The organism is Aromatoleum diolicum (genome assembly GCF_012910955.1).
Classification (GTDB): Bacteria; Pseudomonadota; Gammaproteobacteria; order Burkholderiales; family Rhodocyclaceae; genus Aromatoleum; species Aromatoleum diolicum.
In genome coordinates this window covers 103,611-126,402 of the sequence record NZ_WTVQ01000006.1, presented here as the reverse complement: position 1 = coordinate 126,402, position 22,792 = coordinate 103,611, and the positions used below count along the sequence as shown (strand labels likewise).

Below are 22,792 nucleotides of genomic sequence, written 5' to 3'. Positions count from 1 at the left end.
TAGCTCGCGACGAATAATCCGCAGGAGTCCTGACTACTATGCGACGGCAGGGATGCGAGAAATATGTCAAGGCGATACTCCGAAACGATAGGCGGATATTGCAATCGGCTTCTGCGAGTGGATCTGACCAGTGGTCTGTGCTCCGTGACTCCGCTTGCGGAGGAGGCGGTGCTGAGGAAGTACATCGGGGGAGTCGGGCTCGGCATGCGGCTGCTGTTGGATGAAATCCGGCCTGGAATGAAGGCGACCGACACCGATTCTCCTCTGATCATGTTGGCGGGGCCTCTTGCCGGAACGTCCGCGCCAAGTTCGTCGAACGTTACTGTCGTGGCGCTCGACCATAACTCTCCCGGCGGCGCAGCGGCCGGGTCTGCCGGAGGGTATTGGGCTGCCTACCTAAAGCATGCAGGATACGACGGCTTAGTCGTAACGGGTAGAGCGCGAGAGCCGGTGTTTCTCTCAATTGAAGACGAAAAGGTTGCGATCCGCGACGCAAGTGCTTTCTGGGGGCTTGATACACGGGATACCGAACGGTTGATCAAACGCTCCTTGTTCGAACACTCGAAGTTCAGCGTTGCGTGCATCGGACCGGCAGGTGAGGCGATGCTGCCCGGGGCGAGTATCCGCAACGACCGCAATCACGGCGTGCACATTGGTGGCGTCGGTGCTGTCATGGGTTCAAAGCGGCTCAAAGCGATTGCTGTTTACGGATCGCGGCCGGTGCCCCTTGCGAGCCCGGTCAAATTCGACGATGTCACACTGGTCTGGTCGCGCTCTGTATCAACGGAGAGTGATTCGTTCGGTTCGGCTATCGACCGCGCGACCGAACTGCTCGGGCATGTGCCCGAAAGTGAGTCTCAGGTCCTCATGGGGCGACAGTTGGCCAAGGCGAGCTTAGCTGTTGCGTTTCGCGATCAATTGGCGACGGCGGCTGCTGATTCTTGGACCGTGGTGCCGAAGGGGTGCTTCAACTGCGGGACCGTATGCGCGTATGACTGCCACGTCAATGAGGGCGAGTTTGCCCGGGCCAGCGCGAGCATCTGTGGTTGCTACGAAAGCGTGGGTGACGTTGCGGAGATACTCGGAATCACGGATCCGTCTGCTGCTATTGCCGTTATTGACTATTTCCATGCCTTAGGAATCGATTCCGCGCTTGCCAGCACCGTGATGGCTAGAGCCTTCCAATTGTTCGATAGCGGCATTGTCACTCTCGACGATACCAATGGATTCGAACTGGCCTCCGGTAGCGTTGATTCATTGAGGGAGCTGCTTGATCAGATCGTGGAGGGCTACGGTTTTGGTGGTGAGGTGCTGCGGAAGAGTTTGACCGAAATCGCCCGGATCTCTTTTGCCGCTCGTAATTTGTGCGCGGAATCCACTGACTGCGGCACAACTGAAGTAGGTGGCCGGGTCGGCCCGGAGAGAGAGCCCCCAAAACCGGACTGCCCGAAATCCAATGCTGTGCTGCTTCAGAAGGGGAGCGGCGGAGAGTGGGGCGACCTGGGGCTCCGTCCTGCCCACCGTATGGCGTCCAAGGACTCAGTGACCGGCATTCGTTCGACGCCCCGACCGCATAGCCAACACCTATGGGCCAACTGCCTTGGCGTGTGTTTGTCAGCATGTCGGGGCGTCGATGGGGCGATGAGCTTTTCCGCACAGGCGGTGGCGCACGCAACTGGGTGGGAGGATTTCAGTGCGAATGAAGCGCATTCAATTGAGGAAATGGTGGCCAGCTTGCATCGCCGCGTTGTACTCGAGCGTGCGGGGGGGCAAAGACGAAATCGACAACTCCTGGGAGTAGACCGATCTGCCGGATAAAAGCGTCTCTGAAGCCCGTCGATAGGTGCTTATGTATGACATATATATAGCGGCAATAAAGGAGGGATACAAGAAATACACGAGATTCGAATAGCCGTTGAGCGGCGCGCGTGGCTGAAAAATGATGAATGTGTCGGAAAGAGCGACACCACGGTTGACTAAATTAGGAGACAAAAATGCAAAAAAAAACGGGCAAGTCGTTCAATAAACTGACATTGGCCCTTGTATTGTCCACGGCGTATGCAGTGATGCCGGGATCCGCGTTTGCCGCAGATTGGAGGAATGTGACCGAGCAGCGGCTGGTCAATGCGGCCAAGGATCCTAACGACTGGCTCAGCTACGGCCGAGACTATAACGGCACACGTTTCAGTCCGCTCAAAGAGATCAATAGCAAGAACGTCAAGAACCTGAAGCTCGAGTATGCGTATTCGCTGGGTTCGCTTGAAGGCCAGCAACTCACGCCGATAGTGAATAGCGGCATCATGGTGTTGTCAGTCTCGAACCAATGGATCGAAGCTGTGGATGCGAAAACAGGTGAGCGGCTCTGGCGCCACAACCTGAAGCTCCCCGCTGATATTGGTCAATTCACGTGCTGTGGCCTGATCAACAAGGGAGTGTCGATCTACGAGGACAGGGTGTATTTCACAACTCTGGATGCCCACCTGGTGGCCCTCGATGCAAAAACGGGCAAGGTCGTGTGGGATAAAACTGTTGCCGATTACACGGCCGGTTACAGCATGACGATGGCCCCATTGGTTGCCAAGGGCAAGGTGATGGTTGGTGTCGCCGGCGGCGAGTACGGTGTCGAGGGCTTCATCGAGGCCTACGACTGGAAGACTGGCGAATCGGTGTGGAAGACCTATACCGTTCCCAAGCCGGGTGAGCCTGGTAACGAGACTTGGGGCAATGACTCCTGGAAGTATGGAGGTGCTGCCGCTTGGCTTACCGCCACCTATGACCCCGAGACCAATACGACCTATTGGGGCACGGGAAACCCAGCACCTTGGAACTGGGCGATGCGTCCGGGCGATAACCGCGGCGCAAATTCGATGCTGGCGCTTGATCCGGATACCGGGAAGAAGAAGTGGGACTTCCAGTTCACGTCGGCCGACGCGTTCGATTATGACGCCATGGCAGAAGGGATACTTGTAGACCTGAAGCGGAGCGGCAAACCGGTCAAAGCGTTAGTGCAGGCCAACAAAAATGGTTACTTGTATACACTGGATCGTACCGACGGAAAGTTTCAGTCGGCCCTCAAATTTTACGATAAGGTAAATTGGGGAACAGTCGATCCGGTGACAGGCCGATCCAATATCGACCCGGAGAAGCGATATGCCCCGGGTAAGCCCACGCTCGTGTGTCCGACTTATTTCGGTGCGAAGGGTCTGGCGCATATGGCCGTGAATCCTCAGAGCAGCATGGCCTTCATCCCGATGAATGACCTTTGCTACAAGTGGACGGCCGAAGAGGCGAGCTACCGCCGGGGCGTGATGTACCTCGGTATCGGTGGTGAGCACGAAGGGCCGGGCAAGGGTGAGATGGTGGGCGTCGATCTGGCGGCGAACAAGATCGCATGGCGTTGGACCAACCCGACACCGCTGCTTGGGGCCAGCGTTTTGTCCACCGCTGGCAACGTGATCTTCTTCGGCACTTTCGAAGGCAAATTCAATGCCCTCGATGCAGCGACCGGTAAGGAGCTGTGGAGCTTCCCCGCGTCTTCTTCAATCATTGGCGCGCCTGTTTCCTATGCGGTCGACGGCAAGCAGTACGTCGCCGTGGTTTCGGGTCTTGGTGGTTCCTTCCCCCTGTGGGCTGGGAAGGCGGTGCCAGATAGCCTGAAGAAGATCAATCGCGGTGCGACGCTCTGGGTATTCTCGCTGCAAAACTAAAGATGGAGGGAGAGGGGGGCTCACCCCCTCTCCATACGAGTCATGGCATACAAATTCTTTGTTCGACGTTTGGTGGCGAATTCGCTCACCGCACTGCTGCTGACGGTGTCGGCAACCCAGGTCGGTGCGACCGCTCTCGAACGCATCAGGTCAACCGGGGTTACGACCGTTTGCGCTGATCCGAACAACCTACCTCTTTCCAATTCGAAGCTCGATCCTCCTGGATATGACATGGAGGTTGCTTCGGAGATTGCCAAGAGCCTTGGCGCGAAACTGCAATACAACTGGTTTGCCATGGAACGCATGGGGAAGGTCTTTCGTGAACTATATGAAGGACGATGTGATTTCATCGTGGGCATCCCGACCGATAAGCGATTGGACGGTGCGGGGCCGCGCCTTGCGCTTTCTCAATCCTATCTCATCAGTGGCTTTGCCATCGTGATCGGAAAGGGACGTAAGGAAAACCGGTTGGAGGATCTAAAAGGGCAACCCATTGGTGTGGGGCTGCACACCGTTTCGGACTTTGTCGTGTTTGACCTCGGCTATGACCGTGTGCTCTTTTCCAAACAGGCCGAGGTCTTTAATGCTGTGGCGAGGGATGAAATTCCAGCCGGTTTGGTCTGGGCTCCGATGGCCGGCTGGTTGGCGAAGCAGAACCCAGCGGCGCAGGTTCGGATTTTGACTGAAACGCGCCCGGAATTAACGTTTTCGCTTGCAGTGGGGGTGAACAAGGACGATCCGGCCTTCCTGGATGCGGTCAATGCTGCCATCAGTGCGCTGATCCAGTCGGGGAAACGCGATGAGATTCTGAAGGCATACGGTGTGCCCACGCTCAATTCGAGTGTTGGAGCGGAGATCAGGCGGACTGTCAGGGCTAGCCGAAATCAGGCAGGTGCCGCACTGGATGGCTCGCAACCATCGCTTACCCGGACCGTCTGGCGAGGCGACCAAGCCACACGTGCGACTATCCGGGGGGCACAATCACCGTTCATTCGAACTGTTGGAGGCGTCGGAAAGGCCTCGGGTTGGCCCCCGGCTGAGGAGCAGGAGGCGCAAGGCGCCCAGGGAGTGAGCGAGCCGCCGATGAAGCAAAATGCTGTCGAACAAAGCGCAGAGAAGAGTGAAAGCGGATTCAATCTATACCACCGAGCCTGCGGCAAGTGTCACGGAAGAAACGTGATCTCAGGGGGAATCTTTCCGGATTTGAGGAATTTTGAGGGAAGTGACGCTGACTTCATTGCTACCGTGAAGAAGGGCCGTCCGGGGACTGTGATGCCTGCATGGGAGAAGGTCATGACAGAGGCCGAAATCGAACGCATCCGTGCATATGTCAAGAGCGCAGCCGCGGAGTGATTACTCCGGCAGATCAAGATCTGGCCAAGATGGCCTTCACAAAGGAGTGAATCATGCCTCAACTGTATGCGTTCGCGCTTGCGGGCAGCGTCGTCGCGTCACTCGCCTCGTGGTTGTTTCTGGAGTTTCCGGGGCTACTCTTGTGGGCCGCGTTCATCGGCTGGGCGAGTTTTAGTCAGGCAGGTGGTGACAGCGCCGCGCTCAAGAAGAGCGTGGCCTGTACCGTCTTTGGTGCACTGATTGCATAGCTAGTGGCATACCCCATCGCAACTGGCATTACCGGTCTGTCGATTCCAATCGCTGCAGGGGGTCTGATCGCGATCGCGACGCCGATCATCATCTTGGCGTCAAAGTTGGATCTTCTCAGTGTGGTTCCGGCCACATTCTATGGCTTCGCGTCGAGTTTCGCGTTTCTTGTGCAGACTCCGGGCAAGTTCGATCCGATCGCCATGACCTCGTCCAGTTTGGACAATGTGCTGATCGTGGTGACGCTTTCCTCGATAGTCGGTGCATTACTTGGGGTTGCCCACAGTGGGCTCGCGGGGATTCTGATGCCGAAGCAGAAGGCTTGATGGTGCTCGTTACGTCGGCCCGCATCACCGCATTTAGGTTGTGCCGGCCGACGTAATCCTGACGAATTCAGGCATCGTGCAACCACTTCTGCCGCAGTTTCGACAAAGGGTGCCGACCGCGACACCCGCCGAGCTGAAAGGCTAGGGGCAGCTCAGGAGGCACAAGTGGAACATCACAGCGACTGCAGCTGAACTGGGCGTGTCCCGCTTGACCATCTATCGCCAGATGAAGCGATTCGGCATCGTGCCTCCCACCGAAAACTGAGTGCGAGGCCGTATGCGATCCACGATTTCGAGGGCTGCTTAACGGGCCCTCGTCATGGATGCCCGTTAAGCATCGGATAATCAATGTATCCGTCCGCGCCGCCGCCATAGAGTTTGTCGAAACGAACTTCGTTCACGGGCGCATCCTCGCGCAAACGGCGGACGAGGTCCGGATTGCCGATGAACGGGCGGCCGAAGGCTATCAGGTCTGCGTGGCCAGCGCCGATGGCTTCCAAGGCTTCGGCTCGTGTGTAGCCGTTATTGACCATCCAGGCGCCGCGAAAGCGGCGGTGCAGGGTATCGTAGTCGAACCGCTTGGTGTCAGCCGGATGGCGAGCCCCTGCGGTTTCTCCCTCGACGATATGAATAAAGGCGAGACCCAGAGTGTCCATTTGTGCGACCACATACTCGTAAAGGGCTTGTGGGTCGCTGTCGAGGGGGGCCGTATTGCCGAAAGTGGTCATCGGACTGAGGCGTACACCCGTCCGCCCCCCACCAATTTCCTCGGTGACGGCGTTCATCACTTCTACTAGCAGACGGACCCGGTTGGGAATCGAACCGCCATAGGGACCTGTGCGGTCGTTGATGCTGTCGCGCAAGAATTGGTCTAGCAGGTACGTGTTGGCAGCGTGAACTTCCACCCCGTCGAAACCTGCCTCCATCGCACAGCGTGCGGCATGACGATACTCCGAGACAAGTCCGGGCAGTTCGTCGTCTCGAAGGGCGCGGGGCGTCGACGTCTCCACAAATCCGTCGCGAGTGAATGTCTGGGCATTCGAGCGGCGGCAGGTCGACGAGACAGGTTGAGCGCCGCCGGGCAGGAGGGACGAGTGGGCGATGCGTCCCACGTGCCAGAGCTGGGCGACGATCTTGCCTCCTTCGGCGTGGACCGCATCTGTCACCTTACGCCAGGCTTCCACCTGTCCAGGAGTGTGGATTCCCGGAGTATCGATGTACCCCTGGGACATTGCACTGATCTGGGTGGCTTCGCTAATGATCAGGCCAGCGGTGGCTCGCTGCCGGTAGTACTCGACCATGAGGGGCCCGGCGCAGTGATCATTGATCGCCCGGTTGCGCGTCAGCGGCGCCATGACGATGCGGTTGGATAGCTCGATATCGCCGACTTTTATAGAGTCAAAAAGAGATGTCAAAGGGATTCTCCGTTTTCAAATAGGGCGGGTCACACTGACAATCGTGGCAGCAACTGGCCGTCGCACGGAAAAGGACGCAGACGGCAGTTGGCACGAGCTATTGAATCTTGGTCGCCGACGCTCAGGCGCGGCACTGGGCGTAGAAGATCCCAATCCCGCGGCAACCACTGCTGAAATGAAACGCTCAAAGAGATGGACATCCTTAGCGATGGGCGATCTCAACGATATGTCACAAGCGCTCAATGACCGCGGCCAAGCCTTGCCCGACGCCGATGCAAAGACTTACGACCGCATAGCGGCCCTGGCGACGCTCCAGTTCGCGAGCGGCGGTGAGCAAAAGGCGGGCGCCCGATGCGCCTAGTGGATGACCCACCGCGATCGCTCCTCCATTCGGATTGACCCGAGGGTCGTCAAAGGAGACGTTCATGAGTTTGAGGCACCCCAACACTTGGGCCGCGAATGCCTCGTTGATCTCGATCACGTCCATGTCGGCGAGGCTGAGTCCGGCGCGTTCGAGGGCTTTCGGAATGGCATAGGCCGGGCCGATGCCCATGACGCGCGGCTCAACGCCGACGGCTGCACCGGCCAGAATGCGGGCGGAGGGCTTGATTCCCGCCTTTTCCCCGACTGCCTTGTTGCCGATGAACATCGCGACGGCGCCGTCATTGATTCCCGAAGAATTTCCGGCGGTGGTTGCCCCCTCGTGATGAAGTGCCTTCAGGCGACCCAGCGACTCGGCGGTCGTTTCCGGACGCGGATGTTCATCAACCTGCACCACTCGCGGGGGCGTCTTGCGGCCGGTTACAACTTCGACCGGTGTGATCTCGCCGGACAGGAAGCCGCTTGCCTGCGCTGCAGCAAAGCGGGCTTGGGACGCCGCAGCAAAGCGATCGCATTCCTCCCGGGTGAGGCCGAGGTCACGCGCGACATTGTCGGCCGTTTCTGGCATGGTGTCGCCGCCATAAATTCGTGTGATCTCCGGGTTTGGGAATCGTGCGCCGATGGCCGAATCAAAGACCTTGAAATCGCGTCCGTAGGCGCTTTCGCTCTTTGCAACGACAAAGGGTGCGCGGCTCATGCTCTCAGCGCCACCGGCGATGTACAGATCGCCTTCTCCGCAGGTTACGGCGCGTGCGGCGTCAAGGACGGCGGCCAGGCCGCTGGAGCAGAGGCGATTTACCGTAATGCCCGGGATGTTGGCTGGTAGTCCGGCCAGCAATGCTGCGTGACGCGCGATATTACGGCTGTCCTCACCCGCCTGGCAGGCGCAACCGACCACAACGTCCTCGATCTGATCGGCTGTAAAGGGTGAATCGGCCAATAGCTTTCGAATGACGCCCGCAAGCAGGTCGTCCGACCGAACCGGGGCAAGGGCTCCGGCTTGGCGGCCGAACGGAGTACGCAGGCCGGTGTAAAGGTAAGCGTCGAGCATGGAAGTTCCTTGGTAATTTCAGTTGTCCGGGGTCAGTAGCGATACGTCAAGGAGCGCCCTGCGCTTTAGCCATGGACTCGGGCGATAGCGGGGATCCCCATAGAAGTCGTGCATTTCGTCGAGGATCCGCAGAACGAGCTGCGCGCCGAGACGGTCCCCCATTGCAAGTGGACCAAAGGGGTATCCAAGACCGAGGGTTACTGAGCGGTCGATGTCTTCAGGCGTGGCGATACCCTGCTGCGCGATGTCGCAGCCAATATTGACGATGGTCGCGATTACCCTTTGCGACACGAAACCTGCGCTGTCATGAATTACTGCGACCGGAACACTGTCGGAAGCCAGAAGTGCGTGTGCCGCATCTCGGTATTTGTTCGAAGTGAGTGGATTGGTCATGAGGGTGCGGCAGCCGGTCAGGAACAGCGGGTCCAGTCCGACGGTTCTTGTCGGATCCAGATCTGCCGCGGCGGCACACGTAGTCACGTCGCGACCGATGGGCAGGACGAGGCAAAGAGACGTGTCGCCTGGGCGTTCTCCGTTGTCGAGCGATGCCCCGAGTTTTTTCAGCAACTCCGCAACCGCCGGATTCTCCCTTGACTGTCCCGCATCGAGCCAGACTGGAAAATCCTCGCGAGGAGGGACTGCTGGCGTGGAGGTTTCCTCTTTTTGGCCGTTTTCGTATCGGTAGAAGCCGCGTTGCGTCTTGCGTCCCAGCAAGCCTGCTGCGAGGCGTTGTCGAGCAATTGGAGACGGGCGAAAACGCGGTTCCTGGTAGAACTGCTCATATATCGCCTCCATCGCCGGCTGGGAAACATCTAATCCCGTGAGATCGAGAAGCTCGAAGGGACCCATGCGAAAGCCGGCTCCCAAGCGAAGGATGCGGTCGATTTCGGCGTGTGGAGCGATACTTTCGCCGAGCAGACGCAAGGCCTCGGTTACGTATCCTCGGCCTGCGTGGTTGACGATGAACCCAGGCGTGTCACTGGCGCGGACAGGCGTGTGACCCATGCGATTGGCGATGCCGATCAAGCGGTCCACGACCACCTGTTGGGTCAGTGGTCCAGCGATCACCTCTACTACCTTCATCAGCGGTACGGGACTGAAGAAGTGAAATCCAGCGACACGCGCCGGTCGCGCACACTTCGCAGCGATTGCCGTGACCGACAGTGACGAGGTGTTGGTGGCGAGGATGCACTGTTCGGAAACTACAGCTTCCAGCTGGCGGAACAGCTCACCCTTGACCTCGAGTTTTTCAACAACGGCCTCGACGACGATCGAGCACGATTTAAGCTCGGTCAACTCTACGGCAACGCTCAGACGCGCGGCGGCGGCCTCGGCTCGTTCCGACGTGAGCTTGCCTTTGGAGGCAAGCATTTCGAATGTCGAGACAACTGCCGCCCGAGCTTCCTCGGCGCCACCGGGCCGAATGTCATAGAGGATGACCTCAATGCCACCCTGTGCAGCGATTTGTGCGATACCACGACCCATCAGGCCGGTACCGACGATACCGATTACTTCAGTCGTGTGCTGTTCCGTAGACATGGTCACTGTCCAAGATAGGTAGGGGTACGTTTATCGAAAAAGGCAGCCATGCCTTCCTTCTGATCGCGGCTCGCGAATAGCAGATGAAAGGCCTTCCGTTCCAGCATCAATCCCGTTTCAAGCGAAGCGTCCTGGCCTGCAAGGACGGTCTCCTTGATCTGAGTAGCGGCCAGTGGCGGCATATCGGCAATCATTTGGGCGAGCTCCATGGCCCTGTCCTGGACCTTTGCGTCTTCCACAACCTCACTTGCCAGCCCCATCGCATAGGCTTCGTCGCCGGAGATGGGTTGACCAGTGAGCAGAAGCTTCATCGCCCTGAATTTCCCGATCGCACGGGTAAGGCGCTGGGTGCCGCCCGCCCCAGGCATGATGCCGACCCGGATCTCCGGCTGACCGAACTGAGCGCTTCGACCGGCGACGATGATGTCGGCATGCATGGCCAGTTCGCATCCACCCCCCAGGGCGTAGCCGTTGACGGCTGCGATGACGGGCTTCGGACAGTCCGAAATGGCTTTCCAGAGGCGATGCACTTGGCGCTGATGCATCTCGATGGCCGACGCGTCGGCAATCTCTTTGAGATCGGCTCCCGCCGCAAACACCTTATTTCCGCCGGTGATAATCACGCATCGTATGTCCAGGTCCCGGCCAAGCGCTTCAAAGTGCCTGGCCAGGAGCATGCGGGACTCTTGGTTCAGTGCATTCCGGGCGTCCGGACGGTTCAGCTGAACGATGGCGATTCTTTCGGTGGGTCTCGTGACGACTACAGGATCAGTGGTGGTTTGCATAGCGGAACAATGGTTCACATAAATTGAGTGCGCAATGAGTGAATCACAGGATGTTGAGATCTGTAAAGCGATGTAGAAATCGCGAAAACGCTCTTAGTTTTGCCATAAGGCACTATCCATGCGGCGCTTGCTAGTTTTGATGGCGCGGACATGGATTTTGTTTTGGTTCGCTATGCGAACCGATGGTTCAAAAAATTGCGTCGATTAAAGACGCATGCTAGGATTCAAGTGGCTCGATAGAGTCGCAGTTCGAGCAACGGACGATTTCAAGGAAGGTAACGTGAGCGTTCTGTACAGCAACGACATTGAGCGTTTTGACGAAGAACCGCTTGAGAAGGACCGCCAGTTCGTTACTGCGTTGGCGCGAGGTCTCGAATTGCTGCGGTGTTTCGGGCCTGGTGAGCGTTACCTAGGTGTAACGGAGTTGGCTCGGCGGACGGGGATTCCCAAACCGACGGTCTCCCGATTGGCGGGAACGCTCACCAAGTTGGGGTACCTCGATTTCTCGGAGGAGCATGGGCGATATTGCTTGGGTTCCGGAGTGCTTTCTCTCGGTTACGCCATGCTGTCGAACTTGGACGTGCGCCGGGTGGCCCGGCCATTCATGCAGGAGTTGGCAGAGTTTTCCAGGGCGTCCGTATCGATCGGAGTCCGTGATCGATTGAGTATGGTTTATGTGGAAACCGTACGCAGTAGCGCGCCAATTGCATTGCAGCACGGAGTAGGGGCCCGCTTGCCGCTTGCGACGACGTCGATCGGGCGTGCTTATCTCGCAGCCATACCTGAACCCGATCGCAATTTCCTGCTTGACCAGATTCGTATTCGCGACGAAGCGCAGTGGCCCCGCATCAAGGCAGGTATCGAACAGGGTTTGAGGGATTACGAGGACCGTGGATTCTGTCTGTCGCTCGGCGAGTGGAATCCGGAAATTGTTGGTGTCGGCGTGGCGATTGCAGGTCTGGATGACAGCATTACGGCATTCAACTGTGGCGGCCCGGCTTACATCCTTACGCGGGAAAAGCTCGAGAACGAGATCGGACCGCGATTGGTTAGTCTTGTGAAACGCATTGGCAACCTCATGGGGCGGCCATAACAACATGGAAGAATGATGATTCGGGACCAGGAAACTCTTAACCTCCTCCTCGATACTGTCTCTCGCTTTGTGAGCGAGCGGCTGATTCCAGTAGAGGAGAACGTTGCAGAATCCGATAGGATTCCAGACGAAATCGTTGAGGAAATGCGCCAGCTTGGATTATTTGGTTTATGCATTCCGGAGCAGTATGACGGGCTAGGCCTGACGATGGAAGAAGAGGTTCTTATTGCCTTTGAAATCGCGAAGGCATCGCCCGCATTCCGCTCCCTGATCGGAACCAACAACGGTATCGGCTCGCAGGGGCTGATTGTCGATGGCACTGACGAGCAAAAACAGTATTACTTGCCGAAGTTGGCATCTGGTGAGCTGATCGCCTCCTTTGCACTCACTGAGCCGGGGGCAGGCTCCGACGCCGCCTCACTGAAGACGTCCGCCGTCCGCGACGGCGATTTCTACGTCCTCAATGGCACGAAACGCTTTATCACCAATGCACCTGAGGCTGGGGTGTTTACAGTGATGGCTCGCACCAACCCCGAAATCAAGGGTGCGGGGGGAATTTCGGCATTTATTGTTGAGAAGGGAACCCCGGGGATTACTCTCGGCAAGATAGACAAGAAGATGGGTCAGAAGGGCGCGCACACCTGCGACGTGATTTTTGACGACTGCAGGGTGCCCGCTAGCAATATCATCGGCGGGCAGGAGGGAATGGGATTCAGAACGGCGATGAAAGTCCTCGATAAGGGTCGCCTGCATATTTCGGCAATCTGTGTTGGAGCCGCGGAGCGGATGCTAAATGATGCGCTGCGCTATGCCATGGAGCGGGAGCAGTTCGGAAAACCTATCGCCGAGTTTCAGCTGATCCAGGCCATGCTTGCGGACAGCAGGGCGGAAATCTACGCGGCTCGTTCCATGATCCTTGATGCGGCTCGCCGTCGTGACGAGAAGCAGGACATTTCGACCGAAGCCTCATGCTGCAAGTTGTTTGCGTCGGAGATGTGCGGCCGAGTGGCCGACCGTGCCGTTCAAATCCATGGGGGAGCAGGCTACGTATCGGATTACGCAGTGGAGCGTTTTTACCGCGATGTGCGTCTGTTCCGCATCTACGAAGGGACGACACAGATCCAGCAACTGGTGATTGCCCGGAACATGATCCGGGATGCGGCCAATAGCGCACGGTGATATCTTGCTCGTCTTCTATTGGTAAAGCAGTCCTCCCTGCCTGAGGGGGTAGATGTATAGTTAGCGGCAAGAGCTCGCAGGTCAATAAGAAGCTCAAATCATTACGCCCGGCGCCAAGCCATGAATAGATAACGATGCGTCGGCGTATTCGAGGAGGAGGTTTGTGTGGTCATAGAAGGCCAGTCTCGGCACATTGAGCGAGTCAACAATGTGATCAGTGGGCGCGGTCATCCGTCGAGGATGGCGGAGCCGGACGAAGCCATACGGCGCTCGTGGATGCGTTGTGCGTCGAGCTATGGTTTGGATCCTGCACGTCCGGAGCCTGCGCAAATCATCACGTCCTCGCAACTGAGAGAGCACAAGGAGCGCATCGACGAATTTCTGCGCGTGGCGCGCTCGGGGATGGAGCAGCTGTACAAGCAGGTGGCGTCGCTCGGTTATGTGCTGCTGTTGTCTGATGGCGAAGGGGTCACGGTGGACTACATCGCCAATGCGGGCGGGGATGCGGAGCTCAAGGCGGCCGGCGTATATGTGGGTGCCGACTGGAAGGAGAATCACGCGGGCACCAACGGCATCGGTGCGGTCATTGCGGAGCGAACCCCCCTAATCTGCCATCAGGAGGATCACTTCAACGTCAAGCACATCGGTTTGTCGTGCACGGCAGCCCCCATTTTCGATCCCCGCGGGGATTTGCTCGCGGTGCTGAACATCACCGCCATGAACTCGCCGCGCAGCAAGGACAGCCAGTACCTGGCGCTGCAGCTGACGGCCCTGCACGCGAGGGCGATCGAGGACGCGAACTTCATTCTTCGCTTCGGGGACCAATGGATCCTGCGACTGTGCCGCACTTGGGCGTTTGCCGAGGTGAGTGGCGAGATGATGCTTGCCTTCAACGACGAGGGGGTGATCGTGGGGGCAAACACCACGGTTCGTCGCGAGTTGGCGAGCGCGGGGCAGCCAAGCGACTGGATCATCGGTCGCGCAGTGCCCGAGGTGTTCGAATGCACCATGGACGACATCTGGCGCGCGGCGCGCGGGGTGGGCTCCGATAACTCGGTGATGACCGCGGATGGGCAGAATCTGTACTACCTGTCGGTGAGGCTGCCACGACGGCAGAAGGATCTGCGGGTGATCTTCCAGGAGAAGTGGCTTCCCAGCCAACTCGGGGCCGAAGATCACGCGGCGCTCGATTCGCTGGCTGGTGATGATCCGGTAATGCAGCGCACGCTCGAGCAAGCCAAGCGTCTGGTCAATCGCAAGGTCAATATTCTGATCCAGGGCGAGACCGGCTCGGGGAAGGAGATATTTGCCCGGGCACTGCACAAGTCCAGCACGCGGGCACGCAAGCCCTTCGTAGCGCTCAACTGCGCGGCGATCCCCGAGTCGCTGATCGAAAGCGAACTCTTCGGCTATGCCCCGGGATCCTTTACGGGCGGGCGCAGCAAAGGCATGAAGGGGCTGATCCAACAATCGGATGGTGGCACGCTGTTCCTCGATGAGATCGGCGACATGCCGCTGCACTTGCAGACGCGGCTGCTGCGGGTGCTGTCGGAGAGCGAAGTGATGCCGATCGGCGCGGAGAAGCCGGTGCGCGTGGAGCTCACCGTGATTGCCGCCTCGCACCGGGATCTGCGCACGATGATTGCGGACGGCAAATTCCGCGAGGATCTGTACTATCGGCTTGGCGGGGCCACGCTGTACTTGCCATCCTTGCGCGAGCGCAAAGATATCGGCTTCATCATCGAGCGCTTGCTCCGCGCTGAATCCGAAGCGCAGGGGGGAGCCGCTTCCATCTCCTCGGCCGCGCTGGAGGCACTAACCCGTTATTCCTGGCCGGGTAACATCCGCGAGCTGCGCAATGCGTTGCGCTATGCGTTGGCGCTCTCCGAAGATGGTGAGATCCGGGTGCAGGACTTGCCTCGCGAACTTGTGCTCCCGCGTATCCCCGCCGTGCAGCTCGAAGAATCCCCTTGGCCGGGCCGCACGGCAGCGTTGCCGACCGAGACACCTGCCGAGCCGAAAGGCGAGGAGCTGCTCCGGCTGCTCAGGAGGCACAAGTGGAACATCACAGCGACTGCAGCTGAGCTGGGCGTGTCCCGCGTGACCATCTATCGCCAGATGAAGCGATTCGGCATCGTGCCTCCCAACGAGACCCATTGATTCGATAGATGGCGTGCACGTGTTCGCACGAGCACGCCATCTATGAATCGTCTGCATGGCTGGGCCGCCGAAGTTTGGGAAATCACGCTAGCGCGGAGTTTTCCCGGAAGCTCATCGATACTGCGCAGCGTCTTGCCCCCTTTGCGTACGCCGGCAGGCGTCATGACTAAACCTTTCCTCCGATACAGCAGTATCGGCGCGCAGCGTTCGATGTCGTGGTAAATGCCGACGCAATCCAAGCAGTGGAAGCAATCATCATAGCTGACCGCTCCGTCCGCCTTGATCGCATCGTACGCGCAACGAGTGCGACAGGTTTGACAAGGGCGGCCGCATACTTCGCGGCGTGGTATCCACGAAAGAATTTGCAGCCTCCCACCGAGGCTCAGTGCGGCTCCGAGAGGGCAGATGAACTTGCAGAAGAATTTGAAATAGAAGACCCCGGCAATCAACAGGAGTACCGCATAGGCGACGAAGGGCCAGCTGCGGTCGAAGCCGACGGTAATGGCCGTCTTGAACGGTTCGACTTCGGCCAATGATTCTGCGGCGCTTGGAGTTGCCACCGCGCATACAGCCAAGACAGCAAGGACCGCATATCGAACACGCTGGAGCCGGTGGACAAGGGGAGTGGGTAGATGCAGACGAGGGAGGCGCAGGCGCCGGGATAGTGCGCTAACCGCCTCCTGCAGGACTCCGAAGGGGCACAGCCAGCCACAAAACGTGCCGCGTCCCCAAATCAACAGGGTTACCATTGCGATGGCGATAAGAAGAACCGACACCGGATCATAGAGGAGGCTGCCGAGTCCCTGTCCCGACATCAAAGATCTCAGTATCCCGGTAATTTGCACAACGGAAAGCTGTCCTTGTGCGTACCAGCCGATGTAAATCAGGGTAAAGCTGAGGAACACAACGCGGAAGGAGTTCAATCGTTCGGCTCGTGAAGCTACCCAGCGTGGGCGCCACAACACGAGACTCAGCACCAGGAACGCGACAGAAATGATCACGAGATCGACCCATCGGGCGTTCCATGCTTGTAGCCATTCTGGCAAAGGCTCGGCCGGGTATTCAAACAGCGTTTTGGGTGGGCGGTATTTGAGCGTCACCGGTTGCTGAATGATCCGCGGCAGGATGAGCCCCTTCTTCGTGACACGCGTCAGGGTAAGCGTCAGTTCCATGGTGCGGCCGGGGTCCAGACCAGCCCCGGCATACACGCTGAAGATGCGTGAAGCGTTGAATTCCGGCGCCCCGATCAGCGTGGGCAGATCGAATACTAGGTCGCGCAGTTCCACGGGCAATCCGTCCTGGGTCAGGGAAAGACGCTGTGGTATGCCGGCGGGGACGAAATCATCATCGATCATGGAATACCGGCCTGCGGTGGCGACCCACAGTGCCTGTCGCCCCTCCGGTAGCTTGTGCATCAACTTTTCATAGGCATCGTCCCCCAGAAGGGAGCGTCCGATTGTCGGTGCATTGAGGTAGGCAACGTAGAGGTCAACAAACGGGGCGCTCGGGTGGGCGAGACCATCCGGGTCCGCACCGACCCCGTCGGTCTCCGTGAATATTCTTTCCGTTTCTTCGTTGCTGACGCGCAGTCGGGCGATCATGCCGCGTGCTAGCAGTTCTGTGAAATCACGGCGCTCAAATACGTCGATGCGTGGCTGAGCCGGTGCACGTTGGCCGAAATCCGTGAACCCTAACTTGGCGCGCGCGACTGCGAGTGCGGACGCAAGGGCCGTCTGATTCAGGATGCGAACGGAGGTGGTGGCGCGGGTGATCCCGTCCAGCTCGATGCGGTTAGCAGAATTCCGAAGTGGGTTAGTGGATTGGTTCGCGGCGACAACGATCTCCCGCTTAACGCTCTTTCCTGCGTACTGGCCGACAAACTCACGCAAGAGTTGGCGGTCCAGAACGTCGAGAAAGATTGGTTCGCGTTGGTTGAGAACCTCGACATTCATGAAGTTGCCGGTTCGATCCAGCGAGACCAGAAGATTGATAGGGGTCCCTGCGAAACCGGGCAGTGGCGCAAGGTCGATCGATTCGAAGACGTACCCTATCGTGCCCTCTCCGGGCTGAACGTCGCTCGTGAGTGGCCATGCCGGCAAATCGGCCAGCTGCTGCTGAACATGAAGGGGCGGGGGAAAGCGGCTCTCGAGTTGGGAGATAGTCAACTCACCGGCTACGGCGGGCATGGAGAGCGTCAGAAGCCAGCCCGCAAACAAAGTTATTTGGCGGGCGAGCAATGTCATGCACCGACCCCTCATCACACTTGCATCGCTGCCGGCCGACCGAAATAGAACCCCTGAAAGAAACTAAAGCCTAGGTCAAAGCAGGTCCTGGCGCCTTGTGGCGTCTCGACTTTTTCCGCGAGCAGCTTTGGCGGCCACGAGCGTAAGTGCCTCACCAGTCGCGACAAACACTCGGCGCTAAGCTGCAGAACGTCGAGTTTGACGATGTCCACGATCTCCAGCAGCGGTTCATAGGCTTCGTCGTAACTGACGAAGTCGTCAAGGGCTAGGCGATAGCCCCGTCTCTTTAGTTCGCGGCAACGCTTTAAGATCGACTCGTCAACCTCAATGGTCTCTAGCAGTTCGAACACTACCCGTTCTGGCGGCAAGGCCTCGATGGCCGGGCTGAGTAGTGTCGGTCCATCCACATTAATGAAGGCTGTGCAATCACCAACTATGGTACTCATGCCGACGTTTCGAAGAGCATCCCGAACGACTACGGTAGCGGATGCCGAATCGATATTGTCAATCGTGTTACAGCCAGCGTGCGAGCGGAACAATAATTCGTAAGCAACCACGTGCAATCTACGATCGACGATTGGTTGCCGCGCGATTATGGTGATCGAACTCTCCTGCGCCATCAGAAGGCTCCTGCTACGAATTCTGGCGAAAAAAATGCCGAGTCTTGGATGGTATTCATCCGAAACTCGGCGTTAACGGGGGGGGAGGCCACCCGGAGGAGAGAGGAAGACTTCCTTGAGCACTGGACTTCATAATCGACGCCTTTAGAAATGCTGGACATGGCCGTACGTCAATAAAAAGATCACAAGGAATCAGAAATTATCCTGGGATAGGATTAACTGCGCCGATATCGACAATGCCGGAGCGCACCGCAAACATGGCAAGTTCAGCGCTGTTTCCCGCGCCAAGCTTCTGTTTGATGTTGTAGAGATGGGTTCCGACAGTGCTTTGGCTCAGGAAGAAACTGTCCGCCACCTGCCGTACTGATCTGCCACTTGCCAACTGCTTGAATACTTCGAATTCCCTTAGGGTGAGCATCTCCACTGGATCATTGGCTCCATTGATTTGTTGCAGTGCCAGTTCGTGGGCGATGTTTGGTTCAAGGTAAATGCAGCCTTGGGCGACCTGGCGAATAGCACTCACCAATGCCTCCGCCGCGCTTCGTTTCGTCATATATCCCCTTGCGCCGGCTTTCAGTGCGAGTCTCGGATGGACGCTATCCATATGTGCCGAGAGCATCAGGATGCGCAGGTTTGGATGACGCTCGATGAGGCGTTTGGTTGCCTGGATTCCTCCGATGCCCGGCATTGAGACGTCCATGACTACGACATCCGGCTGCTGCGCGGCGATGATGCGGCAAGCCTCCTCTCCGCTCGATGCCTCGGCGACCACGCGGATGTCGTCGGTGGTTTCCAGGAGCAGGCGGAACCCCATGCGGACAACCGCATGATCGTCTGCGAGTAGGACCTGAATGGTTTTCAATCTAGGCTACTCCTTGCGATGGGCAACTGGGCCATGACGCATACCCCATGGCCGGGCGCGCTGTCGAGGCAAAACGTTCCGCAAAGCGATTCCACTCGTTCGCGCATTCCTAGCAAACCAAAGCCCCCGGTCTTGGCATTTGCATCACCCGTGAGTCCGCGTCCATTGTCCCGGACCACGACCTCAAGTCCCTTTCGAACGTCGCATTGCAGGGTGATGTCGACCTGAGTTGCACCGGAGTGGCGCGCGACATTTGTGAGTGACTCCTGCACCACGCGGAATACTGCCAAGCTCAGATCGTGACCCATCGATTCGAGTCCGATGGGGCCGCTGTTCCAATTAACGTTGATGCCCGGGTTCCGCACTTTCCATGCGTCGACCAAAGCTCGTAGCGGCGGTACTTGATCAGGTTCGGCAGGCTCGGCTTCGCGGAGCCGCGAAATCATGTGGTGCACCATGTCATACATTCCCGCCGCGACTGACGCAATCGTACGCGCTCTGCCGTGAATATCTGGCGATGCGGACTGCGCGCGATGGGAGATCGAGACTGCGATGGTCCGGATCGCTGTTATGCATTGCCCAAGTTCGTCGTGCATCTCGCGGGCAAGACTGCGTCGCTCTTCTTCCAGGCGCTGCCGCAGGAGCGCAGCGACGTGCTGATCTAGCTCTAGTCGGCGGTTTTCGTTCAAGGTCGAAGCCAGATTGGCTGCGAGGCGGTTGAAGGTCTCGCTTAATTGCGAAAACTCCGGCAAAGCAAAGTGAGGGAGACGTGCGGAGAAGTTGGCGCGTTCAATTTCGCTCAATCCAATGAGAATGTGATGCATCGGCTGCAGCGTGCGGCTGATAAGCCATTGCACGAGCCAATGCACACCGAGAAAGAAGGTGAGGATTAGCGCAAGCAGGTTGCAGGCATCATCCCAGGCATCGACAGTGGCGCGCGAGCTGTCAGGGATGATCTGCAAGGTGCCGCCTCGTAGAGGGAGCGTCACCGCTTCGGGACTGGCGTCGATCATGCGGGTGAACCAGTCAGGGGCGTAACGGTCTTTCTTGTACTCGGATGGCGGCGCGCGATACAACTCCTGCCCGTTGGCGTCAATGAGTACCAGATCGTTTGCCCGTAAGCGCCCCAACGATTCTAGAAAGGGCTTCAGACGAGAAATCTCGCCATCTTGCATCTTTGCCGCTGCCGTCAAGGTTTGTGTCGCCACCTTGGTTGCAGCCCGCACTTCCTCGCGAACCGCGGATTTCAGGATGTCCAGGGAGACGACACTAAGCGCCCCTACGAAGACGAGTAGGAGTGAGTTCATTAGAAGAATGACGCGCAGACGCAGACTCATTTTTCAACTCTCCCTCCGCGAATGCTTGAAACCTGATGGCGGACGTGTATCGCGGGCTGGCTTGGGATGGCGCTCCACACGAGTCACATTCCCTACGCACCTCGGTCCACAAACCCTACGTCATCCCTGCATCAGGAATCTGAATGATGTCGGAGCCTCTTTCGGGAGGTCGCTCCGGGACCACCTTCCATCGGCGTTCGATGCTCTACGAGAGCGCGGGGCTCCTTAGTGCTCTGCAGTCACGCCAGAGCGCCAACTCTCGAGTATTCGCCAAAACGCCTGTTGCTGCTGGCGACGGCCTCCCGGATAGGCTGCTCTGGCGCGATGACCGTGACGCTTCGCCGGTACTGACTGGGCGACACGCCCAGATGCATCCTGAAGAACCGAGTGAAATTGCCTTGCGACTCGAACCCCAGGCGGAGGGAAATCTCGAGTAGCGAATCCGAGGTTTCCGAGATCTCCTTAATAGCCGTATCCAAGCGCATCATATTGGCGTATGCCATTGGTGTTAGTTGCGTTTCCTGCTTGAATAAGTGGAAGAAATGAGGGCGCGACATGCGAGCGAGCTTTGCAAGCTCCTCGACTACAATCGGTTCGCCTACAGATTCGCGCATGACCGACAGCACTTTTCGGATCCGTGCGTCGCAGCCGACTCCACCCAAGGTCTCGAAGTTGGAAAGCCGCTTCGGCTCGGAGTACTCAGCAGCGAGTGCGGTCGTTAGCGCCACCGCCAGCTGCTCAAGTTGGGTACTGCTAGGTGTCGGCTCATAGGCGATCATGTCGACAAGCTCATCCACGAGCATGCGTGCTGACGCCGGAATGACGCCACTGGGTGTCGAAAAGAACTTCGGATGCATGCAGGCTGCGAACTGGCGGCCCAGTTGCCTCAACCAAGTCGGCTCTATATGCAGGACCAGCAGGGTGACGGGCGGAGCGTCTTCCTCAATCTCAAGCGAGTGTGCTGCCCATGCATTGAGCATTATCACGTTGTCGTCGCTCAACCGATGCCTCCCGTCTCGCACCGATACCTCCATGTCGGGACCATCAACCCGGAAGAGAAATTGGCATGTGCGATAGGCCTGGAGCGTGATCGAGCTCTCGAGTGTGATGAGCATCGCCCGGCCAAACTCGCCGTGAAGAACCCGCAATCCGTTCGACATCTGTGTCTCCTCTTCGTTATGTGTCGCAGTCTCGTGTCGTTTCTTTGGACTGCCGAAGACTGACACTCACATTCCGTGCCATCATTAATTGTTTCGTGCAAACAATGGCTTAAGGATTATTCAACTGTTACCTTCGATGTAACACGTGTAACGTCGCTCTGTTAACGCATGGTTACACCTGCGTCATCCATGCCCGCCCGTGTATCACCCAGGTGATCGAGCGACTGGCCACCGCCCGATGGATTGTTACCACTGACTTCGTACTTCAACCTAGTCGTGAAGGGATGTGCAGGGGACGAATTCTCCGATTCGGAGTGGTCGAGGCGTGGGCTGCAAGAGATGCTTATGTGCACGCGCACATTGAGCCTTGGCCGTCTTGGAGTGCTGCATGAATCCATTGTGAGCCGTGCCACAGTCGAGCTTTGTGCGCGGTATTGGCGTATGCGCATTGACTCAGCCGCCGAGCAGCGACGGACCATGGGGGCAATGAAATCCCGCTCGCGTGCCTCCTGGCCCTCTGAATTGACGCATGCCCGCATCAAGGGGAGACGCCAGATCGATGATTCGCACTATCGCTGTTCGCGCAATCAGACTTTGCGCTAAGCGAGCATACCGTCCGCCATGGTTTCGCTTACAGGGCTCGCTGCAGAATAAGTTCCAGTCTAGGAGACGAGTCTGATTACCGATACGCATTGATCGTCGGGATCATTACTAACCATACGTGGAGCGAACTGTGGAACGCCTCAGCGAAAATCAGACAATTAGGGCAGAGGGTACGACCGGCTTGAGTAGGCGCGCCTTCCTGAAGCATGGGGGTGGGGCTGCTATCGGGCTGGCCGTGGTTCCCGCAGCAGGGCTGGCGGCAACGTCGCCGCCACAGCCAACTCTGAGCGCAAGCTTTTCCAATCTTGGTCAAGACCTTGGAAAGACATTGATGCGAATGGCTCGCGACATCTTTCCGCATGAAAAGCTCCACGATAAATATTATGCAGCCGTCGTCAATCCATACGACCAGAAAGCGGCGACGGATGCTGCTTTCAAGAAGCTTCTATCCGATGGCGTGAACGATCTGAATCGCCGTTCCATGAAGCGGTTTGGAAAGACATACGCGGAGATTTTATCGGAAGGTGATCGAGTGGTTATTTTGTATGACATTGAGCAGTCGGCGTTCTTTCAGAAATTGCGCGGAGATCTGCTGTACGGGATCTATAACAACAAGGAAGTTTGGTCGCAATTCGGTTACGAAGGCTCTTCATGGGAGAAAGGCGGCTACATCGAGCGTGGATTCAACAACATCGACTGGCTCTGAATTCGTGCCCGATTACCTGCGCATAG

At 57.9% G+C, this 22,792-nt stretch carries 17 protein-coding genes and 1 pseudogene; 9 read left to right on the top strand and 9 right to left on the bottom strand.

Annotated features, from left to right (window positions below; translation table 11 throughout):
* Positions 1-63: 63 nt before the first annotated feature.
* From GPA25_RS05570 to GPA25_RS24370, 5 genes and pseudogenes are all read left to right on the top strand, one after another.
* On the top strand, positions 64-1,818 hold the full coding sequence (locus GPA25_RS05570) for an aldehyde ferredoxin oxidoreductase N-terminal domain-containing protein (RefSeq protein ID WP_246265391.1): 1,755 nt from the start codon (positions 64-66) through the stop codon (positions 1,816-1,818).
* A 176-nt stretch (positions 1,819-1,994) separates the two neighbouring features.
* Positions 1,995-3,707 carry a PQQ-dependent dehydrogenase, methanol/ethanol family gene (locus tag GPA25_RS05565; RefSeq protein WP_169259366.1) on the top strand — a complete coding sequence of 571 codons (1,713 nt, stop codon included), beginning with the start codon at positions 1,995-1,997 and terminating at the stop codon, positions 3,705-3,707.
* A 42-nt stretch (positions 3,708-3,749) separates the two neighbouring features.
* Complete coding sequence (locus GPA25_RS05560; protein WP_169259365.1) at positions 3,750-5,060, top strand: transporter substrate-binding domain-containing protein; 1,311 nt, start codon at positions 3,750-3,752, stop codon at positions 5,058-5,060.
* Between the two features lie 53 nt (positions 5,061-5,113).
* A pseudogene (locus GPA25_RS23945) lies at positions 5,114-5,632 on the top strand (DUF1097 domain-containing protein).
* Positions 5,633-5,804: 172 nt separating this feature from the next.
* Positions 5,805-5,897 (top strand): hypothetical protein, encoded by a 93-nt coding sequence (locus GPA25_RS24370; RefSeq protein WP_169259401.1) that lies wholly within the window; start codon positions 5,805-5,807, stop codon positions 5,895-5,897.
* A 52-nt stretch (positions 5,898-5,949) separates the two neighbouring features.
* On the opposite strand, the gene GPA25_RS05540 is transcribed toward GPA25_RS24370, so the two are convergent.
* From GPA25_RS05540 to GPA25_RS05525, 4 genes are all read right to left on the bottom strand, one after another.
* Entirely contained in the window at positions 5,950-7,047 is a 1,098-nt protein-coding gene (locus GPA25_RS05540; protein WP_169259362.1) for an alkene reductase, read from the bottom strand.
* A 229-nt stretch (positions 7,048-7,276) separates the two neighbouring features.
* The gene (locus GPA25_RS05535; protein WP_169259361.1) at positions 7,277-8,479 is read right to left on the bottom strand and encodes a 3-oxoadipyl-CoA thiolase; all 1,203 of its coding nucleotides are present in this window, start codon (positions 8,477-8,479) and stop codon (positions 7,277-7,279) included.
* 18 nt (positions 8,480-8,497) lie between these two features.
* Positions 8,498-10,018: a 3-hydroxyacyl-CoA dehydrogenase gene (locus GPA25_RS05530; RefSeq protein ID WP_169259360.1), complete on the bottom strand. Its 1,521-nt coding sequence runs from the start codon at positions 10,016-10,018 to the stop codon at positions 8,498-8,500.
* Positions 10,019-10,020: 2 nt separating this feature from the next.
* On the bottom strand, positions 10,021-10,803 hold the full coding sequence (locus GPA25_RS05525; protein ID WP_169259359.1) for an enoyl-CoA hydratase: 783 nt from the start codon (positions 10,801-10,803) through the stop codon (positions 10,021-10,023).
* Between the two features lie 280 nt (positions 10,804-11,083).
* Here GPA25_RS05525 and GPA25_RS05520 point away from each other — a divergent pair, with 280 nt between their 5' ends.
* From GPA25_RS05520 to GPA25_RS05510, 3 genes are all read left to right on the top strand, one after another.
* The gene (locus GPA25_RS05520) at positions 11,084-11,896 is read left to right on the top strand and encodes an IclR family transcriptional regulator (protein WP_343034844.1); all 813 of its coding nucleotides are present in this window, start codon (positions 11,084-11,086) and stop codon (positions 11,894-11,896) included.
* A gap of 12 nt (positions 11,897-11,908) precedes the next feature.
* Positions 11,909-13,075 carry an acyl-CoA dehydrogenase family protein gene (locus GPA25_RS05515; protein ID WP_246265389.1) on the top strand — a complete coding sequence of 389 codons (1,167 nt, stop codon included), beginning with the start codon at positions 11,909-11,911 and terminating at the stop codon, positions 13,073-13,075.
* A 165-nt stretch (positions 13,076-13,240) separates the two neighbouring features.
* Positions 13,241-15,235 carry a sigma-54-dependent Fis family transcriptional regulator gene (locus GPA25_RS05510; protein ID WP_211162961.1) on the top strand — a complete coding sequence of 665 codons (1,995 nt, stop codon included), beginning with the start codon at positions 13,241-13,243 and terminating at the stop codon, positions 15,233-15,235.
* On the opposite strand, the gene GPA25_RS05505 is transcribed toward GPA25_RS05510, so the two are convergent.
* From GPA25_RS05505 to GPA25_RS05485, 5 genes are all read right to left on the bottom strand, one after another.
* On the bottom strand, positions 15,184-17,478 hold the full coding sequence (locus tag GPA25_RS05505) for a 4Fe-4S binding protein (protein WP_169259357.1): 2,295 nt from the start codon (positions 17,476-17,478) through the stop codon (positions 15,184-15,186). The two genes, GPA25_RS05510 and GPA25_RS05505, sit on opposite strands and share 52 nt — an antisense overlap.
* 14 nt (positions 17,479-17,492) lie before the next feature.
* Positions 17,493-18,098, bottom strand: coding sequence for an EAL and HDOD domain-containing protein (locus GPA25_RS05500; RefSeq protein WP_169259356.1), 606 nt, complete (start codon positions 18,096-18,098; stop codon positions 17,493-17,495).
* Between the two features lie 199 nt (positions 18,099-18,297).
* Positions 18,298-18,960 (bottom strand): response regulator, encoded by a 663-nt coding sequence (locus GPA25_RS05495; protein WP_169259355.1) that lies wholly within the window; start codon positions 18,958-18,960, stop codon positions 18,298-18,300.
* Positions 18,957-20,297, bottom strand: coding sequence for a sensor histidine kinase (locus GPA25_RS05490; RefSeq protein WP_169259354.1), 1,341 nt, complete (start codon positions 20,295-20,297; stop codon positions 18,957-18,959). Before GPA25_RS05490 ends, GPA25_RS05495 begins: the two co-directional genes overlap by 4 nt.
* A gap of 239 nt (positions 20,298-20,536) precedes the next feature.
* Entirely contained in the window at positions 20,537-21,457 is a 921-nt protein-coding gene (locus GPA25_RS05485; protein WP_169259353.1) for a helix-turn-helix transcriptional regulator, read from the bottom strand.
* 733 nt (positions 21,458-22,190) lie between these two features.
* Here GPA25_RS05485 and GPA25_RS05480 point away from each other — a divergent pair.
* On the top strand, positions 22,191-22,766 hold the full coding sequence (locus tag GPA25_RS05480; protein ID WP_169259352.1) for a gluconate 2-dehydrogenase subunit 3 family protein: 576 nt from the start codon (positions 22,191-22,193) through the stop codon (positions 22,764-22,766).
* The last annotated feature ends 26 nt before the right edge of the window (positions 22,767-22,792 follow it).

Excerpts from the sequence above, each read along its gene's own strand:
- GPA25_RS05515 (WP_246265389.1), top strand. The coding sequence starts at position 11,909 with ATGATGATTCGGGACCAGGAAACTCTTAACCTCCTCCTCGATACTGTC.
- GPA25_RS05570 (WP_246265391.1), top strand. The coding sequence starts at position 64 with ATGTCAAGGCGATACTCCGAAACGATAGGCGGATATTGCAATCGGCTT.
- GPA25_RS05525 (WP_169259359.1), bottom strand. The coding sequence starts at position 10,803 with ATGCAAACCACCACTGATCCTGTAGTCGTCACGAGACCCACCGAAAGA.
- GPA25_RS05485 (WP_169259353.1), bottom strand. The coding sequence starts at position 21,457 with ATGTCGAACGGATTGCGGGTTCTTCACGGCGAGTTTGGCCGGGCGATG.
- GPA25_RS05530 (WP_169259360.1), bottom strand. The coding sequence starts at position 10,018 with ATGTCTACGGAACAGCACACGACTGAAGTAATCGGTATCGTCGGTACC.
- GPA25_RS05500 (WP_169259356.1), bottom strand. The coding sequence starts at position 18,098 with ATGGCGCAGGAGAGTTCGATCACCATAATCGCGCGGCAACCAATCGTC.
- GPA25_RS05560 (WP_169259365.1), top strand. The coding sequence starts at position 3,750 with ATGGCATACAAATTCTTTGTTCGACGTTTGGTGGCGAATTCGCTCACC.
- GPA25_RS05565 (WP_169259366.1), top strand. The coding sequence starts at position 1,995 with ATGCAAAAAAAAACGGGCAAGTCGTTCAATAAACTGACATTGGCCCTT.
- GPA25_RS05535 (WP_169259361.1), bottom strand. The coding sequence starts at position 8,479 with ATGCTCGACGCTTACCTTTACACCGGCCTGCGTACTCCGTTCGGCCGC.
- GPA25_RS05490 (WP_169259354.1), bottom strand. The coding sequence starts at position 20,297 with ATGAGTCTGCGTCTGCGCGTCATTCTTCTAATGAACTCACTCCTACTC.
- GPA25_RS05505 (WP_169259357.1), bottom strand. The coding sequence starts at position 17,478 with ATGACATTGCTCGCCCGCCAAATAACTTTGTTTGCGGGCTGGCTTCTG.